The 16,462-nt window shown below is 68.3% G+C and carries 15 protein-coding genes; 9 read left to right on the top strand and 6 right to left on the bottom strand.

The annotated features are described in order from the left end of the window. Positions 1-7: 7 nt before the first annotated feature. Positions 8-2,050 carry a sensor histidine kinase gene (locus tag AC3WVS_RS01115; protein ID WP_492317005.1) on the bottom strand — a complete coding sequence of 681 codons (2,043 nt, stop codon included), beginning with the start codon at positions 2,048-2,050 and terminating at the stop codon, positions 8-10. Continuing rightward, positions 2,047-3,450 carry a sigma-54-dependent transcriptional regulator gene (locus AC3WVS_RS01110; RefSeq protein WP_492317004.1) on the bottom strand — a complete coding sequence of 468 codons (1,404 nt, stop codon included), beginning with the start codon at positions 3,448-3,450 and terminating at the stop codon, positions 2,047-2,049. Before AC3WVS_RS01110 ends, AC3WVS_RS01115 begins: the two co-directional genes overlap by 4 nt. 287 nt (positions 3,451-3,737) lie before the next feature. On the opposite strand from AC3WVS_RS01110, the gene AC3WVS_RS01105 reads away from it, so the two are divergent. The 9 genes from AC3WVS_RS01105 to moaA all read left to right on the top strand — a co-directional run bounded on the left by AC3WVS_RS01105 (position 3,738) and on the right by moaA (position 12,588). Next, positions 3,738-5,168 carry an L-lactate MFS transporter gene (locus AC3WVS_RS01105; protein WP_492317003.1) on the top strand — a complete coding sequence of 477 codons (1,431 nt, stop codon included), beginning with the start codon at positions 3,738-3,740 and terminating at the stop codon, positions 5,166-5,168. 43 nt (positions 5,169-5,211) lie between these two features. Continuing rightward, on the top strand, positions 5,212-5,334 hold the full coding sequence (locus AC3WVS_RS01100) for an MFS transporter small subunit (protein WP_010809255.1): 123 nt from the start codon (positions 5,212-5,214) through the stop codon (positions 5,332-5,334). 290 nt (positions 5,335-5,624) lie between these two features. Further along, on the top strand, positions 5,625-7,064 hold the full coding sequence (locus AC3WVS_RS01095) for a cytochrome ubiquinol oxidase subunit I (RefSeq protein ID WP_492317002.1): 1,440 nt from the start codon (positions 5,625-5,627) through the stop codon (positions 7,062-7,064). A 13-nt stretch (positions 7,065-7,077) separates the two neighbouring features. Continuing rightward, positions 7,078-8,085 carry a cytochrome d ubiquinol oxidase subunit II gene (gene cydB, locus AC3WVS_RS01090; protein ID WP_492317001.1) on the top strand — a complete coding sequence of 336 codons (1,008 nt, stop codon included), beginning with the start codon at positions 7,078-7,080 and terminating at the stop codon, positions 8,083-8,085. Further along, positions 8,085-8,222 (top strand): DUF2474 family protein, encoded by a 138-nt coding sequence (locus AC3WVS_RS01085; RefSeq protein WP_492317000.1) that lies wholly within the window; start codon positions 8,085-8,087, stop codon positions 8,220-8,222. The genes cydB and AC3WVS_RS01085 overlap by 1 nt, the downstream gene beginning before the upstream one ends. 4 nt (positions 8,223-8,226) lie before the next feature. Further along, complete coding sequence (locus AC3WVS_RS01080; protein ID WP_492317178.1) at positions 8,227-10,320, top strand: FUSC family protein; 2,094 nt, start codon at positions 8,227-8,229, stop codon at positions 10,318-10,320. Next, positions 10,307-10,519 (top strand): DUF1656 domain-containing protein, encoded by a 213-nt coding sequence (locus tag AC3WVS_RS01075; protein WP_018313632.1) that lies wholly within the window; start codon positions 10,307-10,309, stop codon positions 10,517-10,519. The genes AC3WVS_RS01080 and AC3WVS_RS01075 overlap by 14 nt, the downstream gene beginning before the upstream one ends. Further along, on the top strand, positions 10,516-11,340 hold the full coding sequence (locus AC3WVS_RS01070) for an HlyD family secretion protein (RefSeq protein WP_058696775.1): 825 nt from the start codon (positions 10,516-10,518) through the stop codon (positions 11,338-11,340). The genes AC3WVS_RS01075 and AC3WVS_RS01070 overlap by 4 nt, the downstream gene beginning before the upstream one ends. A 147-nt stretch (positions 11,341-11,487) precedes the next feature. Continuing rightward, on the top strand, positions 11,488-12,588 hold the full coding sequence (gene moaA / locus AC3WVS_RS01065) for a GTP 3',8-cyclase MoaA (protein ID WP_492316999.1): 1,101 nt from the start codon (positions 11,488-11,490) through the stop codon (positions 12,586-12,588). Between the two features lie 24 nt (positions 12,589-12,612). On the opposite strand, the gene AC3WVS_RS01060 is transcribed toward moaA, so the two are convergent. The 4 genes from AC3WVS_RS01060 to fdhD all read right to left on the bottom strand — a co-directional run bounded on the left by AC3WVS_RS01060 (position 12,613) and on the right by fdhD (position 16,446). Then, positions 12,613-12,879 (bottom strand): transcriptional regulator, encoded by a 267-nt coding sequence (locus AC3WVS_RS01060; protein WP_492316998.1) that lies wholly within the window; start codon positions 12,877-12,879, stop codon positions 12,613-12,615. Next, entirely contained in the window at positions 12,866-14,326 is a 1,461-nt protein-coding gene (locus AC3WVS_RS01055; RefSeq protein WP_492316997.1) for an aminotransferase-like domain-containing protein, read from the bottom strand. The genes AC3WVS_RS01060 and AC3WVS_RS01055 overlap by 14 nt, the downstream gene beginning before the upstream one ends. A gap of 69 nt (positions 14,327-14,395) precedes the next feature. After that, complete coding sequence (locus AC3WVS_RS01050; protein WP_492316996.1) at positions 14,396-15,607, bottom strand: molybdopterin molybdotransferase MoeA; 1,212 nt, start codon at positions 15,605-15,607, stop codon at positions 14,396-14,398. Next, on the bottom strand, positions 15,601-16,446 hold the full coding sequence (gene fdhD, locus AC3WVS_RS01045; RefSeq protein ID WP_492316995.1) for a formate dehydrogenase accessory sulfurtransferase FdhD: 846 nt from the start codon (positions 16,444-16,446) through the stop codon (positions 15,601-15,603). The genes AC3WVS_RS01050 and fdhD overlap by 7 nt, the downstream gene beginning before the upstream one ends. Positions 16,447-16,462: the final 16 nt, after the last annotated feature.

The following is a 16,462-nucleotide window of genomic DNA, read 5'->3' as shown; positions in this document are numbered from 1 at the left end:
TGCCATGTCATGGCTCGCCGCCGCCCGCCTCTGCCTGCGCCGGGGCCACCCCGTCCTCGCGCAGCCAGACAATAAACTCGGCGCCCTGTCCCACCGCGCTCTCCACGGTAATGCGGCCGCCGTAGCGCTCCACCAGCGCATAGCTGATGGATAGCCCCAGACCCGTCCCCATCTGCTTCTTGGTCGTGAAGAACGGATTGAACAGGTTGGGCAAGTCTTCTTCCCGGATGCCGTGGCCGGTGTCGCGCACATGCAGCGTCACGCCCTGCCCGTCCCAGTCGCGCGTGCCCAGCGTGAGCGTGCCGCCCTCGGGCATGGCGTGGATGGCATTGGTCAGCAGGTTGACCACCACCTGCTGCAACTCGCTGCGGCTGATGCGCACCTGGCGCGTGGTCAGGCAATCCAGCTCGACCCGGATCGACGCGCCCTTCAGCATGTGCTGGACCAGGTCGACGCAGCCGGCCGCCACTTCACTCACATCCAGGCGCTCGATATTGCCGGCGTAGGCCTCTGGCCGGACAAACTGCAGCAGCCGGCTGGTCAGCAGGTGGATACGCCGCACCTGCTCGTCGATCAGCCTCAACTCGTGCCGGACTGGCTCGGCAGCCGGGCCAAGAATCTCGCGCGCCACGTCCAGGTTGCCCTGGATAACCGCGATCGGATTGTTGATCTCATGTGCCACGCCCGCTGTAAGGTGCCCTGCGACGGCGAGCTTCTCCGACGTGATCAGCTGCTGCCGGGTGGCACGCAGCTCGGCGTTTGCGTCCTCCAGCTCGCGCGTGCGCTCCGCCACCTTGCGATCGAGCGAGTCCGCCCAGTCCCTGAGCTGGTCATTGCGCTGCCGCAGGGCCGACAGCAGCTGGTCGAACTGGCTGGCGAGCTGGCCCAGCTCGTCATCGCTGCGCACCGGGCCCACGCGCGCATCGGTGTCGCCCGCCTTCAGCGCCTGCATGGTGCCGACCATCCGCGCCATCGGCGCGAACACGCGCCTGGCCCAGAACAAGGCCAATAACGACCCCGCCACGCCCAGCAGCAGGAACAGGCCCACCAGCACCCCAAAAGCCAGGTTCTTCACCTGGCCGATGGGCCTGGCAAGATAGCCAACATAGAGCATGCCGATCCGCTCGCCGCGGCTGTCCACGATCGGCTCATAGGCGCTCATGTACCAGTCGCTGACCACGAACGCCAGGTCCAGCCATTTCTCGCCGCGCAGCAGCACCTTGTCGCGCACCTCGCGGGAGACCCGCGTTCCCAGGGCGCGCTCGCCATGGAACAGCCGCACGTTGGTGGCAATGCGCGTGTCGTCCAGGAACAGGGTCGCCGTGCCCTCGCTGCCACGAGGCAGCGATTCCGGCTGGTAGACCAGCGCGTTGATCGTGTCGATGAAGCCGAGGTTGTGGTTCAGTAGCGTGCCGCCATGCAGGATCGCCACCAGCGTTCCCGCCTGGTCAAATACCGGTGCGGCCGCGTGCATCACCATGCCGCGGCTTTCCTGGGTCCTGTCGGTCGGCGCTGCGTTGGCGGTGGGGCGTAGCGCCACCTGTGCGCGTCGGGCAAGCTCGCCGGAAACCGCGGCCAGTTGCGTGGCAGACCATGCGTCGGTGGCGGCGTCCGTGCGGCCGGCGGCGGCGCTGGCCACCACGCGCCAGGCTGCGTAATCCGCCCCTGCCGCGACAGCAGGCGCAGCGGCAAGCAGCCGCCCTTGCGGATCGAGCAACTGCAGGAAATCGAGCCCATGCGTGCGCCGCGCGTCAGCCAGGATCCCGGGCATGGCGCCGCCGCGGCGAAGTCCGTCCACCAGCGCATACGACCTCGCCTCCTGCAGGACACGGTCGCCCACGCCGCCGACCATATGCTCGAAGTACTCGTGGGCGACCAGCAGGTCGCTGTTGACCTTGTAGGCAAGCAAGGCCTGGAACGCGCGATTGCCCCACAACCCCATGATCAGCAGCAGCGCCAGCAGCGCCACCAGCAGGGGCGCGACCACGATGGATACAAGCTTGGCCCGCAGCGAGGCGCGATAGCGGCACAGCAGCGCAGCCGGGCTCAAGGACGCAGGCCCCACTGCAGGCACTTGCGGTCCAGCGTGCGGCGCGAGATGCCAAGCCGGCGCGCCGCTTCCACCCGGTTGCCGCCCTCGGCCGCCAGCACCTGCAGGATGTGCCGCCGCTCCACCGACTCCAGCAGGGTGCCGTCGTCGGCCGGCATGGCTGCATCCTCGCGCTCTTCTTCCGGAAGGTTGGCTTGAGCCGGATCGGCCTGGTGCGCCAGCAGCTCGACCGGGTATTCGCCAAGGATCAGCGCCCGCTCCACCAGGTTGCGCAGTTCGCGCGCATTGCCTGGCCAGTCGTAGCCCTTGAGCACCCGGATCAATGAGGGCGAAAGCGGCACCGCCGGCAGCCCGAGCTGGGCCGACAGCTGCTCCGAGAAATGCTCGGCCAGCGGCACGATGTCTTCCGGCCGCGTGCGCAACGGCGGGATGCCGACGGACACGACGTCGAGCCGGTAGAACAGGTCCTGGCGGAAGCGCCCGGCGGCGACCTCGTTGGCCAGGTTGCGGTTGCAGGCCGCGACGATGCGCACGTCCACGGCAATCTCGCGCTCGGTGCCGAGCGGCCGGATGCGCCGATCCTCGATCACCCGCAACAGCTTGGCCTGCATCGCCAGCGGCAGCTCCGAGATCTCGTCCAGGAACAGCGTGCCGCCGTCGGCATAGAGGAACAGGCCATGGCGCCCGCCAGCCGCGCCGGTGAAGGCACCCTTGGCGTGGCCGAACAATTCGCTTTCGATGATCTCGGGCGCCATCGCGCCGCAGTTCAGCGGCACGAACTGGCCCTGCCGTCCGCTCAGGCGATGCAGCTCGCGCGCCACCACTTCCTTGCCGGTGCCGGACTCGCCCGTCACCAGTACCGTCGATGGCATCGGTGCCACCCGCGCCACCAGCGCCACGACCTTCTTCATGGCCTCGGACTCGCCAATGAAGTGCTTCTGGATGGTGTACTTGTCCAGCTCGCGGCGCAGCAGGTAGTTCTCACGCGCGAGCCGGGTCCGGTCGAAGCAGCGCCGGATCGCATTGAGCATCTGGTCGACGCGGAACGGCTTGACGATGAAGTCCGCCGCGCCCGAGCGCAGCGCGGCAATCGCCGTGTCCATGTCGGCGAAGGCCGTCATCAGGATCACGTCGGCGGGGTTGCCGGCCGCGCGCAGTGCCTTGAGCCACTCCATCCCGCTGGCACCGGGCAGCGCCACATCGAGCAGGATCAGGTCGAAATGCCGTTGCTCCAGCAGCGCGGCACCCGCTTCGGCGCTGTCGGCCGTCACCACGCTGCCCACCTTGCCTTCGAGCGCGCGCGACAGGAACGAACGCATGCCGGCCTCGTCGTCCACCACCAGGATCGTGCGACGCTGCCAGTTGTCGGCATCGGGCGGGTTGCTTTGTCTTTCGCTCATCACTTTAGTTGTTGCGGGCCAAGGGAAGAGTCTAGCGACAGTCGGCCACCCGGCTGTATTGGGAATTAAACCGAGCCGGCCGCCGCACATGGACATTTTGGCCCGGGCAAGGGGCCTCCGTCCGGACATTTTGTCCAAGGCTGCGCCCCGGCGCGCGGGGCCGCGCGACGCAATCCATTGACGACAAAGGGATTGCGCCTTGGGCATGGCTTTTGCTGAACCACGCACTCCAGCCCGTCGCATCACGCGCAAAAAGAGGCTGCCACTTCCAGGTAGGAGACACCTTCATGTCATACCCCGCGCAAGCGCAAACGCCCTCGCAGAAGTCCCAGCACGCGTCGCCGTCCCGGCCAGCATCACGCCCGTCGGCCTTCTCCAAGGAGGCCATCATCGCCCGCCCCGGCTTCAACCGCTGGATGGTGCCGCCCGCGGCGCTGGCGGTGCACCTGTGCATCGGCCAGGCCTATGCCTTCTCGGTCTTCAACGAACCGCTGACCCGGATCCTTGGCGTCACGCAGTCCGCGCCGGGCGACTGGCAACTGACCACGCTGGGCTGGGTGTTCTCGCTGGCGATCTTCTTCCTCGGCATCTCTGCCGCCTTTGCCGGCAAGTGGCTGGAGAAGGTCGGGCCGCGGCGCACCATGTTCACTGCGGCGTGCTGCTTCGGCGGCGGCTTCCTGGTGTCGGCGCTGGGCATCTGGCTGCATCAGATCTGGCTGCTCTACCTGGGCTACGGCGTGCTGGGCGGAATCGGGCTGGGGCTGGGCTACGTATCGCCCGTGTCCACGCTGATCCGCTGGTTCCCCGACCGCCGCGGCATGGCCACCGGCATGGCGATCATGGGCTTCGGCGGCGGCGCGATGATCGGCGCGCCGCTGTCGGTCGCGCTGATGAACACCTTCAAGAGCGCGACCAGCGCGGGCGTGGCTCAGACCTTCCTGGTGATGGGCGTGGTCTACTTCATCTCGATGTCGATCGGCGCGCTGGCCATCCGCATCCCGGCCCCGGGCTGGGCGCCCCCGGGCTACGTTCCCACCACCAAGGCCCGCAAGATGGTCACGCACGCCAACGTGCATATCGACCAGGCGCTGAAGACGCCGCAATTCTACCTGCTGTGGGTGATCCTGTTCCTGAACATCACCGCCGGCATCGGCGTGCTGGGCCAGGCTGCGGTGATGATCCAGGAAACCTTCAAGGGCAGCATCACTGCGGCAGCCGCCGCCGGCTTCGTCGGCCTGCTCAGCATCGGCAACATGACGGGGCGCTTCCTGTGGAGCTCCGCCAGCGACTACTTCGGCCGCAAGATCACCTATGCCATCTTCTTCGCCTTCGGCGCCGCGCTGTACATGGCGGTGCCGGCCGTCGGCTCGTCCGGCAACGTGGCCCTGTTCGTGGTCTGCTACTTCCTGATCCTGACCATGTATGGCGGCGGCTTCAGCACCATTCCCGCCTACCTGGCCGACATGTTCGGCACGGCCTACGTCGGCGGCATCCATGGCCGCCTGCTGACCGCCTGGGCCGCTGCCGGCATTGCCGGCCCGGCGCTAGTCAACTACATCCGCGAGCACAAGCTGGCCATGGGTGTGCCCAGGTCAGAGGTCTATGTCGACACCCTGCACATCATGGCCGGCCTGCTGGTGGCGGGGTTCGTCTGCAACCTGCTGATCCGGCCGGTGCATGAGCGCCACCACCTGCGCGAAGCCACCAGCGCAGCCTGAGCGCCACCCCGGCTTCCGATACCAATACACAGGAGACACCACCGTGCAAGACGACCGTACTTTCGGCAAGACGCTGCTGCTGCTCGCGTTCTGGGCATACGTGCTGATCCCGCTGGGCGCGGGGATCTGGTCGACCCTCGGCAAGGCCATGAAGCTGTTCAGCTGAGCGCTCGCGCCGGCCATCCGCTGCGTCCTGATCCATCTTCGCAGCGCACACCCGAGTGCCTCCTGACTGGTGCCGCGGGATCCTGTCGCATGACTGTGATCCCGCGCAATCGCGTCATCTGTACCGGTGGCGCGAAGTGCCTGGCAAGCGCTGCTTCCGGCCTGAAGAACTGAGCTTGAACGGTTCCGCAAGAACTGTATCCCTAGCGGGCAGGCTGTAGTCCTTACGCTTGTCCGTAGTCTCGCGCGACACGCCGTCGTGCCGGCGGCCACCCCACGGAGAGCACATCGATGTACGGACTCACAGCCCTGGAACTCGCTCGAATCCAGTTCGGATTCACGGTTTCCTTCCACATATTATTTCCCGCCATCACGATCGGGCTGGCATGTTTCCTGGCGTTCCTGGAAGCACGCTGGCTCTACACCAAGGACACGGTGTACAGGACCCTGTACCAGTTCTGGATCAAGATCTTCGCGTTGAACTTCGGCATGGGGGTCGTTTCCGGCCTGGTCATGGCCTATGAGTTCGGCACCAACTGGTCTGGCTTCTCGCAGTTTGCGGGGAGCGTCACCGGACCGCTGCTGACCTACGAGGTGCTGACCGCCTTCTTCCTGGAAGCGGGCTTCCTGGGCGTGATGCTGTTCGGCTGGAACCGGGTCGGGCCGGGGCTGCATTTCTTCTCGACGGTGATGGTGGCGCTCGGCACCATGATTTCCTCCACCTGGATCCTGGCATCCAACAGCTGGATGCATACGCCGGCCGGCTACGTCATCGTTGCCGGCAAGGTGGTGCCGACCGACTGGCTCGAGGTGATCTTCAACCCGTCGTTCCCCTACCGCCTGGCGCACATGGTGATCGCCGCGCTGCTGTCCACGGCACTGTTCGTGGCGGCATCCTCGGCCTGGCAGCTGCTGCATGGCCGCGCCGTGCCCGCCGCCCGCAAGATGCTGTCGATGGCGCTGTGGATGGTGCTGATCGCTGCGCCGATCCAGGCGGTGGTGGGCGACGCCCACGGCCTCAACACGCTGGAGCACCAGCCCGCCAAGATCGCGGCGATGGAGGGGCACTGGGACACCGCGGCCAAGGATGACAAGGGCGGCTTCCCGCTGATCGTCTTCGGCATCCCCGACATGGAACGCGAGGAAACCCGCTACGCCATCGAGATTCCGCGCCTCGGCAGCCTGATCCTCACGCACAGCCTTGACGGCCAGATCCGCGGCCTGAAGAACTTCCCCAAGGAAGACCGCCCCAATGCCACGGTGCTGTTCTTCACCTTCCGCATCATGGTTGCCCTGGGCGTGGCGATGATCCTGTTCGGCCTGCTGGGCTGGGTGCTGCGCCGCAACGGCGCCCTGTACCGGTCCAAGGCTTTCCTGCGCCTCGCGGTGCTGATGGGCCCCGCCGGCCTGATCGCGCTGCTGGCCGGCTGGATGACCACCGAGATCGGCCGCCAGCCGTGGGTGGTCTATGGCCTGCTGCGTACCCATGATGCCGTTTCCGCGCATGCGGCCGGCCCGGTGGCGCTGTCGCTGGCGCTGTTCGTGGTGATCTACTTCGTCTGCTTCGGCGTGGGCATCCGCTACATGCTCAAGCTGGCCAGCGCCGGCCCCGCCCCCGACGCGCACCCGCACGAAGAGCCGTCCTACGGCCCCGGCAGCGTCGTCCCCGCCGCCATCGCCGCGGCTTCCACACCCAACCCGATGGCCCCGCACGGCCAGCGCGAATCCTGAACAGGTGATCAACATGGGTATCAACCTTCCGGTTATCTGGGCCGCCCTGATCTTCTTCGGCGTGATGATGTACGTCATCATGGACGGATTCGATCTTGGCATCGGCATTCTCTTTCCCTTCGTCGGCGACCGTCATGACCGCGACGTCATGATGAACACGGTGGCCCCGGTCTGGGACGGCAACGAAACCTGGCTGGTGTTGGGCGGCGCGGCGCTGCTGGGCGCCTTCCCGCTGGCCTACTCGGTGCTGCTCAGCGCCTTCTACCTGCCGCTGATGTTCATGCTGATGGGGCTGATCTTCCGCGGCGTGGCCTTTGAATTCCGCTTCAAGGCCAGCGACCGCAGCCGCCCATACTGGGATGCCGCGTTCACGTGGGGATCGGTGCTCGCCGCCTTCTTCCAGGGCGTGACACTGGGCGCCTATATCGACGGCATCGCCATGGAAGGCACCACCTTCACCGGCGGCGCGCTCGACTGGCTGGCGCCGTTCCCGGTCTTCTGCGGCGTGGGCGTGGTGATCACCTATGCCTTCCTCGGGGTCACCTGGCTCATCATGAAGACCGAGGGCCGCCTGCAATGGACCATGCTGCGCGTGACCAACGTGCTGACCGGCGTGATGCTGGCAATGGTCGCGGCGGTGAGCGTGTGGACGCCGCTGACCCATCCGGAGATCGCGCAACGCTGGTTCGCGCTGCCCAACCTGTTCTTCTTCCTACCGGTCCCGCTGCTGGTGCTGTTCTCGGCCTTCGGCATCTACCGGTCCCTGCGCAAGCACCCGAACGTGTCGCCGTTCCTGTATGCGCTGCTGATGATCTTCATGGGCTATACCGGGCTTGCCATCAGCATCTGGCCCAATATCATCCCGCCGTCGATCTCGATCTTCGATGCGTCGTCGCCCCCGCAAAGCCAGGGCTTCGCGCTGGTCGGCACCCTGTTCATCGTGCCGATCATCCTGGCCTACACCTCCTGGTCCTATTACGTGTTCCGCGGCAAGGTCAAGCGCGGGGAGGGGTATCACTGATGGCCAGGATCCTGCAATCGCGGCTGGCGGCCCGCCTGGGCTGGCTGCTGGCCCTGTGGCTGGCGGGGGTCGGCACGGTCTTTGTCTGCGCCAGCCTGATGAAGCTGCTGATGCGCGCAGCCGGGCTTGCCAACTGAAGCCATGCCGTCCTCTGGCCCGCTCTCCCGTCCCGCGCTGCCCGCGCGCACCGCCGGCGTGTTCGACACGCTCGCGGCAGCCTGGGCGGGACGCCCCGACCTTGCACCCTGGCTGCATTCGCTGAAGGTGTTCGGCGCGGCGATGCTGGCGCTCTACGTGGCGCTGGCGCTCGGGCTGCCGCGGCCCTACTGGGCCATGGCCACCGTCTACCTGGTGTCCAGCCCGCTGGCCGGCGCCACCTATGCCAAGGGCACCTACCGCGTCTTCGGCACGCTGCTGGGCGCGGTGTGCGCGGTGGCGCTGGTGCCCTGGCTGGTCGACGAGCCGGTGCTGCTGATGGCCGCGATCGCGTGCTGGACCGGCACCCTGCTCTACCTGTCCTTGCTGGAGCCGGCGCCGCGCAACTACATCTGCCTGCTGGCCGCCTATACGCTGCCGATCGTGGCGCTGCCGACGGTCACCAACCCGGCCACGGTCTTCGACGTGGCCCTCACCCGCATCGAGGAAATCGTCATCGGCATCGTCTGCGCCAGCGTGGTCAGCGCGGTGGTGTTTCCCTCGCGCACCACGCCGGCGCTGGCCGCGCGCGCGTCGGCGTGGCTGGACCACGCCTCGCGCTGGATCACCGACGTGCTGGCCGCCGGCGCCAGCGCGGGCCAGCGCCATGACAGCTTCAGCCTGCTGGCCGCCGATATCCTGGCAATGGAAACCCAGCTGGCGCAGCTGACCTATGAAGCCGACGGCGCCCTGACCCTGCGGCGCGCACGTGCCCTGCACCAGCGCATGACGGCGCTGCTGCCGCTGGTGCTGGCGCTGGCCGATGCCGCCAGCGCCTTGCGCCGGCATCCGGCGGGCATGCCTGACACCGTCGCGCAGCGCATGCGCGCCACGCTGGCCTGGATCGCCGGCGACGCCGGCGCGTCCCGGCCCCCGCCTTCCTGGTACCCGGCAGGCACCACGCCCGCCGCACCCGCGGACTGGCATGCACGGCTGGTCGCGGCGACCTGCACCTACCTGGATGGACTGGGCGATCTCTGGCAGGACTGCCGCCTGCTGCAGGCCAGCCTGCGCCAGGGCGGAAGCGAGCCCACCGCGCTGCGGTACCGCGTGGAACCCGCCGGGCAGGCCCGGCACCATGACCACGCGCAGCTGGTGTTCCGCGGCGCCACCGCCGGCTCGGCCACCTTCGTCGCGGGCCTGCTGTGGATGGTGTCGGGCTGGGTCGACGGTGCGGTCCCGGTCGGCCTGGCCGCGCTTGCCAGCTGCTTTATCGCCACCACCGCGGAGCCGCGGCTGATGGCCGGCCGCGTGATCGCGTGGAGCATCGGCTGTGCGCTGCTGTCCTGGTATTACCAGTTCGTGGTGCTGCAGCTGGCCCATGACTTCGGCTCGCTGGCCGCCCTGCTGTCCGGGCCGTACCTGGTCATCGGCGCCATGACGACGCAGCCGCGCAATGCGCTGTTCGGCGTGTTGCTGGCGGTCACGGCGGCGTCGTTCCCGGGCCCGCAGCACCTGACCGCGGCCAGTTTCGCCGGCATCTTCAACAGCAGCCTGGCAAGCCTGGCGGCGCTGGTGTTCTCCGCCTTGTGGGCGGTCCTGATGCAGCCCTTCGGCCAGCAGCTGGTGGCCTACCGGCTGGCCAGGGCCAACTGGAACGAGATCGCGCTGGCGGCGCACCCGCGCGCGCCGGTCAACAGCGCACGGCTGCGTGGCCGCATGCTGGACCGGCTGCTGCGCCAGTGGCCGCCATTGACCCGCCGCAACAATGCCAGCGGCAGGCAGGCCGGCAGCGCCGTTGCCGACTTCCTGGTCGAATCCGCCGCGCTCGCGCTGCGGCGCGCCCCCGCTGGCGTGCCTGCGCCGCACCGCCGTGCCGTGGAGCGCGTGCTGGCCGGCGTGGCACGCCACTACCGCCAGTGCGCGCGCGCCGGCCATGCCCGCCCGCCCGCTCCGGCACTGGCGGCGCTGATCGACGCGGCCTTCGTGGCGCTGGCCTCGTCGGCGCACGGCAGCCCCCGCACCGCGCTGGCGGCACTGGCCACCCTGCGGCTGGCCCTGTATCCGCCTACCGAAGGAGAGCCCCATGCACGCCACTGAGTTCGACCTGTACGGCGTCTTCGTGCCGGCCACCGTGGTGTGGATGCTGGCCGCGTTCGCGGTAACCGCCGGCGTGCGCGCCGTGCTCGCCCGGATCGGCTTCTACCGCATCGTCTGGCACCGGTCCTTGTTCAATTTCTCGCTCTATATCCTCGTACTGGGCGCGATCGTCGCGCTCGTCTGGCAGGCTCCATCATGATTCGCAAGCTTTCGCTGCTCGGCCCGGTTGCGGTGACCCTGGCGGCCGTGGTCGCCGCGGCGCTGACCGCCTGGCATTTGTGGCAGTACTACACCGAGGCGCCCTGGACCCGCGACGGCCATGTGCGCGCAGAAGTGATCCAGGTCGCGCCGGATGTCTCCGGCCTGGTCACGGCCGTGCTCGTCGGCGACAACGCCCGGGTGCAACGCGGCCAGGTCCTGTTCGTGGTAGACCAGGAGCGCTTCAGCCTGGCCCTGAAACAGGCCCAGGCCGAAGCCGCTTCGGCGCGCGCCGCGCTGGCACTGGGCCGGCGCCAGGCGGCGAACGCGGCCGCCGTGGCTGCCGCGCAGGCGCGCATCGACGAAGCCGATGCCGCGGTGGACGTGGCCAGGCTCAACCTGGCCCGCTGCCGCGTGACCAGCCCGGTCGACGGCCATGCCAGCGACCGCCTGCCGCGCGTCGGCGACTTTGCCACCCGCGGCAGGCCGGCCCTGTCGGTGGTGGCCAGCGGCTCGCAGTACGTGGAAGGCTATTTCGAGGAAACCAAGCTGCCCGCGATCCGCGTCGGCAGCGCCGCCGAAGTACATATCATGGGCCAGCGCACTCCCTTGCGCGGACATGTGCAGAGCATTGCGCCCGGCATCGAGGACCAGGACCGCGCCATCGGACCCAACATGCTTCCCAGCGTCAACCCGACCTTCAACTGGGTGCGCCTGGCGCAGCGCATACCGGTGCGAATCGCACTGGACCAGGTGCCGGCCGGCGTCCATCTGATCGCCGGCCAGACCGCGACGGTGCGCATCCGGGCGCCGCGAGAATGAGGCGCCCGACGCAGCCATACCGGCCCCGCCGCAACTGTTCTGCTTCCGCTCCTGCCGATTTGTACGCCTGCCGGGCGGCCATCGGTCCCTACCATGGACGGCATGGCATGCGCCATGCCCCACCCCATTGCCCCCGGGAGATTCGCCATGCAAGCAGCGCTTGTGCAAGAAATGCCCGCCGCCCGCAGTCCTGAGGCGCCCGCGCCGGACCATGCATCACCCGCCTGCCGGGACCAGCTGGGCCGTCCGCTGCGCGACCTGCGGCTCTCGGTAATCGACCAGTGCAACTTCCGCTGCACCTACTGCATGCCCAAGGAGCGCTTCGGGCGCGACTATCCGTTCCTGTCGCCCGAGCAGCGCCTGTCCGATGCGGAGCTGCTGCGCATCGTGCGCGCCTTTGTCGGCCTGGGCGTCGAGAAGGTGCGCCTGACCGGCGGCGAGCCGCTGCTGCGCAAGGGCATCGAGTCGCTGGTCGAACGCATTGCGGCCATGCGTACCCTGGATGGCCGGCAGGTGGAAGTGGCCATGACCACCAACGGCAGCCTGCTGGCCCGCAAGGCGCGTTCGCTGCGCGACGCGGGCCTGGGCCGGGTCACGGTCAGCCTGGACAGCCTGGATGACCAGATCTTCCGCGCCATGAACGATGTCGATTTCCCGGTCGGGCGCGTGCTGGAGGGCATCGACGCGGCCATCGCGGCGGGCCTGGCACCAGTCAAGGTCAACTGCGTGGTCGAGCGCGGCACCAACGACGCGCAGGTGCTGCCGATGGTCGAACACTTCCGCGGCAGCGACGTCACGCTGCGCTTTATCGAATATATGGATGTGGAAGGCCCGAGCGGCTGGTCACAGTCACGCGTCGTCCCGTCCGGCGAGATCCGCGGCATGGTCGAACACGCGCATGCGCTGCTGCCGGTCACCCGGCGCGACGGCGAAACCGCCAGCAACTACCTGCTGGCGGATGGCAGCCTGAAGCTGGGCTTTATCTCCAGCGTTTCGCACCCGTTCTGCGGCGATTGCACCCGCGCACGCGTTTCGGTCGACGGCCGGCTTTACCTGTGCCTGTTCGCCACCAGTTCTGTCGACCTGCGCCAGCACCTGGGTGCCGCGCGCCCCGATGAAGCCGTTGCGGACGCGGTCCGGCAAGCCTGGCAGGCCCGCGGCGACCGCTACTCCGAGCTGCGCGCGGACCGGCTGGCCAGCGGCAAGCGCCAGTACCCGACGGTGCGCATGTCGCTGGTAGGGGGCTGAGCCGCGGGCGCGGCTTTCGGTCACTCAGTCAGGATTCGGGAAAGCCTGCGCGGCAAGCTCCGCGCCGGCTGGCGTCAGGCTCGCGTGACCGCGGCCTTCCTGGTCGATCGCCACGTCCGCCAGTCCGGCGGCTTGCAGCTGCGTCAACACGCGCCGCAGCACGCTCATCGGCAGTTGTGCCCGCTTCGCGATCTTGGCCAGCGACCAGGGGCTGCCGCCACTCTCGCGCCCAGCCTGCCACAAGACCTGGAGCGCCGCGACCATGGCGGGATCGATGTCAGCGTCTTCCATGCTGGTGCTCCTCCTCGCCCGGCTCGCGGCTGCGCGCCAGCAGGTGCTGCGCGATCTTGCCCAGCGTCTGCACGGCGGACTCGATGCCGGGCGACCATTCCCCGCTGTAGTTCAGCCGGATGCAATGGCGGTAAGTGGCCCCGGGCGCAAACATATGCCCGGGCGCAATGGTGATGCGGTGCTCCAGCGCGGCGTGGTACATCTCCATCGCATCGATGCCCTCCGGCAGCTGCACCCACAGCACATAGCCCCCCGCAGGGCGCGACGGGGTGGTGCCGTTCGGGAAGAACCTGCGCACCGCGGCGGCCATGATGTTGGCCTGCTGCGCATAGGCCTTGCGCACCCGCCGCAGGTGGAAGTCGTAGCCGTCGTTCTTCAGGAACTCGGCAATCGCCAGTTGCGGAATGGCGGGCGTGGTCAGCGTGTTGAGGAACTTGAGCCGTTCCACCGCCTCGCGGTAGCGGCCCGGCAGCGCCCAGCCGATCCGGTAGGCATTGGTCAGCGTCTTGGAGAATGAGGAGCAATGCAGCACGATGCCGGCCTTGTCAAACGCCTTCAATGAACTGGGATGGGCCTCGCCGTAATAGAGCTCGCCGTAGACGTCGTTCTCGATGACGGGGATGTCCTTCTCGGTCAGCATGGCCACCAGCGCGCGCTTCTTCTCATCGGGCATCTGGAAGCCGAGCGGGTTCTGGAAATTGGGCATCACCATGCAGGCGGCCACGCCCTTTTCATCGATCAGCCGCGCCAGCTCGCCGAGGTCGATGCCTTCCACCGGATCGGTCGCCACCTCGATGGCGCGCATGCCCAGCCGCTCGATGGCATGGAGCATGGCGTAGAAGGTTGGCGACTCCACTGCGATGGTATCGCCCGGCCTGGCCACCGCCTGCAGGCAGAGGTTGATGGCCTCGGTCGCGCCGATGGTAACGATCACCTCGTTCGGATCGATGGCGTAGCCGTTCTCCAGGTAGCGGCGCGAGATCTGCCGGATCAGCTCGGGGCTGCCGGGCGGCAGGTCGTCGAGCATGGTCCACTTGGCATAGCGGCGCGCGATATTGTTGGCGTACTGGTTGATGCGCTGCCACGGAAACAGCGAAGGGTCCGGATAGGGCGAACCGAGCGGCACGGCATCATCGGAACGGATCGACCGCAGCGTGGAAAGCACCAGCGCGCTGACATCCACCGCCGAGGGCTTGGCACTGGGCCTGGACGGGCGCAACTCGACCACCGGCTCCCCCGGCCGCGCGCGCACGAAATAGCCGGACTGCGGCCGGCTTTCGATGATGCCGCGGCTCTCCAGCAAGACGTAGGCCCGGATCACCGTGGTGATGCTCATGCGGTGGTGCTGGCTGGTCTGCCGCACCGAGGGAATCCGCTCGCCGGGCAGCAGCACACCCTGTTGCACCAATGCCTCGATGTCCGCAGCCAGTTTTTCATATAGTTTCACGCTGCGCTCCCCTTCCCATGTCCCTTGCGCCCGGCCGGTGCCTGGTCCGGCCCTTGCGCCGGGCTGCTGTCAGCTGAGCCAACGATGAAGATCATAGTACGGCAGGGGCAGATTTTGGAGTTGTCCGGCGCATTGGGGTTCGACCCGCACAAAGCCGCTGGCCTGGCCGAGCGCCGACACCGAGGCGGCACCCTGCTGTGCATTGACCTGCACGAAGCTCTCGCGGCCGCCGAGGTTGCCGAGTTCGCCCACGCGCCAGAAGGCATCGCCGCGGTGCGGGCGGGTGCCCGCCAGCGCCGCCCTGACCCGGCCTATCGGCGGGAACAGCTCCGCGCGCCCCTGCAGGCGGCGCAGCAGCGGCGTCACCAGCAGCGCGAAGGTGGCATAGGCTGCTGCCGGATTGCCGGGCAGGCACACCACGGGCTTGCCGCGCAGGCGCCCAACCGTGACCGGCTTGCCGGGCTTCATGTTGACGCCACGGCAAAGCAGTTCGCCGCCCGCCGAAGCCAGCGCCGCCGCCACCAGGTCGCGCTGGCCGACCGAGGCACCGCCGGTGACCAGCACCAGGTCGGCGTCGGCGGCAAGTTCCCGCAGCATGTCGTGCAAGGCGCGCTCGTCGTCCTGCACGTGGCGGTGGCAACTGACCACGGCGCCCATCGACTGCACCAGCGACTCGAGCATCGGGCCATTGACGTCATGCACCTGGTACACGTCACGCGGCTCGTCGTGCGCCGCCACCTCGTCGCCCGAAGTAAGGATGGCCACTTCCACCAGCCGGCAGACCGTGGCCTCCGTCAGTCCCTGCGACGCCAGCGCGGCAATATGCCCCGCATGCAGCAGGGTTCCCGCCGACAGCAGCAGGTCGCCCCGGCGGGCGTCCTCGCCCTTGCGCCGGATATGCTGGCCCGCCACGGGTGCGCGCGCGCAGACGACGCCGCGATAGGTCTCCTCGGCATTCTCCAGCGCGACCACGGCATCGGCGCCGGGCGGAATCACGCCGCCGGTGTAGATGCGGATGGCCTGGCCGGGCAACAGCGGCTGCGGCTGCGTGCCGGCGTAGACGACCTGCTGCAGCGGCAGGCAGGCGTCAGCGCGGCAGTCTGCGCAGCGCACCGCATAGCCATCCATGGCGCTGCGGTCCGCCGCGGGCGTATCCATGACCGCGGCCACGTCGCCGGCCAGCACGCGGCCGGTCAGCAGGCCCAGCCACACGGTTTCGGTCTGCTGCACGGGCTCCGCACACATCGCGAAGACCGCCTGCGCCTCGTCAAAGTTCAGCATGCTGCGCCTCCGCGGGTGGCGTCCAATACGGCGCCGGTATAGTCGACATAACCATCCTTGCGGCAGAAGCTGAGCAGGCGCAGGCCGGCCTGCTCGGCGATGCGTATCGCCAGCGAGGTCGGCGCCGAGATCGTCGCCAGCATCTGGATATTCATGCGCGCCACCTTGCGCACCAGTTCATAGCTGGCGCGGCTGGACAGCAGCACGAAGCCGTCGTCCATCGCCACGCGCTGCATCGCCAGGTGGCCGATCAGCTTGTCCAGGCCGTTGTGGCGGCCCACATCCTCGAACACGTGCAGGATCTCGCCGCCCGCATCACACCAGGCCGCCGCGTGGACACCGCCGGTGGCCTGCATCAGCCGCTGGTGCGACGGCAGCGCCGCGACCGCGCGCTCGATCATCTCGCGCGACGGCGTCAGCCGGGTGGCCGGCTCGGGCATGCGCGCGGGCTCCAGGTCGAGCAGTTCGATGCTCTCGATGCCGCAGACGCCGCAGCCGGTGCGGCCCGCCAGCGCACGCCGGCGGGCCCGCATGGTGGCAAAGGCGTGCTCGCTGATCTCCATCTGCACCTCGGCGCCGTGCCGGTGCACGTGCACTTCCAGGTCGTGGATCTCGGCATTGCGCCCGACGATGCCCTCGGTCAGCGAGAAGCCGACCGCGAACGCCTCCAGGTCCAGCGGCGTGGCCATCATCACGGCGTGCGAGATGCCGTTGTACACCAGCGCCACCGGGAGTTCTTCCGCCACGTTGTCCGTGGCCGGCTGCACCACGCAGTCCTTGTGCCGCACGATGCGGCGCGCTTCATAGCCTGAGTGTTCGACCAGTTCGGTGCATTCCATGGGGGTCTCTTGAAGA

The sequence above is a fragment of the Cupriavidus sp. CPT47-8839-RL05A genome (assembly GCF_058792255.1).
This window is presented reverse-complemented; position numbering and strand designations above follow the sequence as displayed.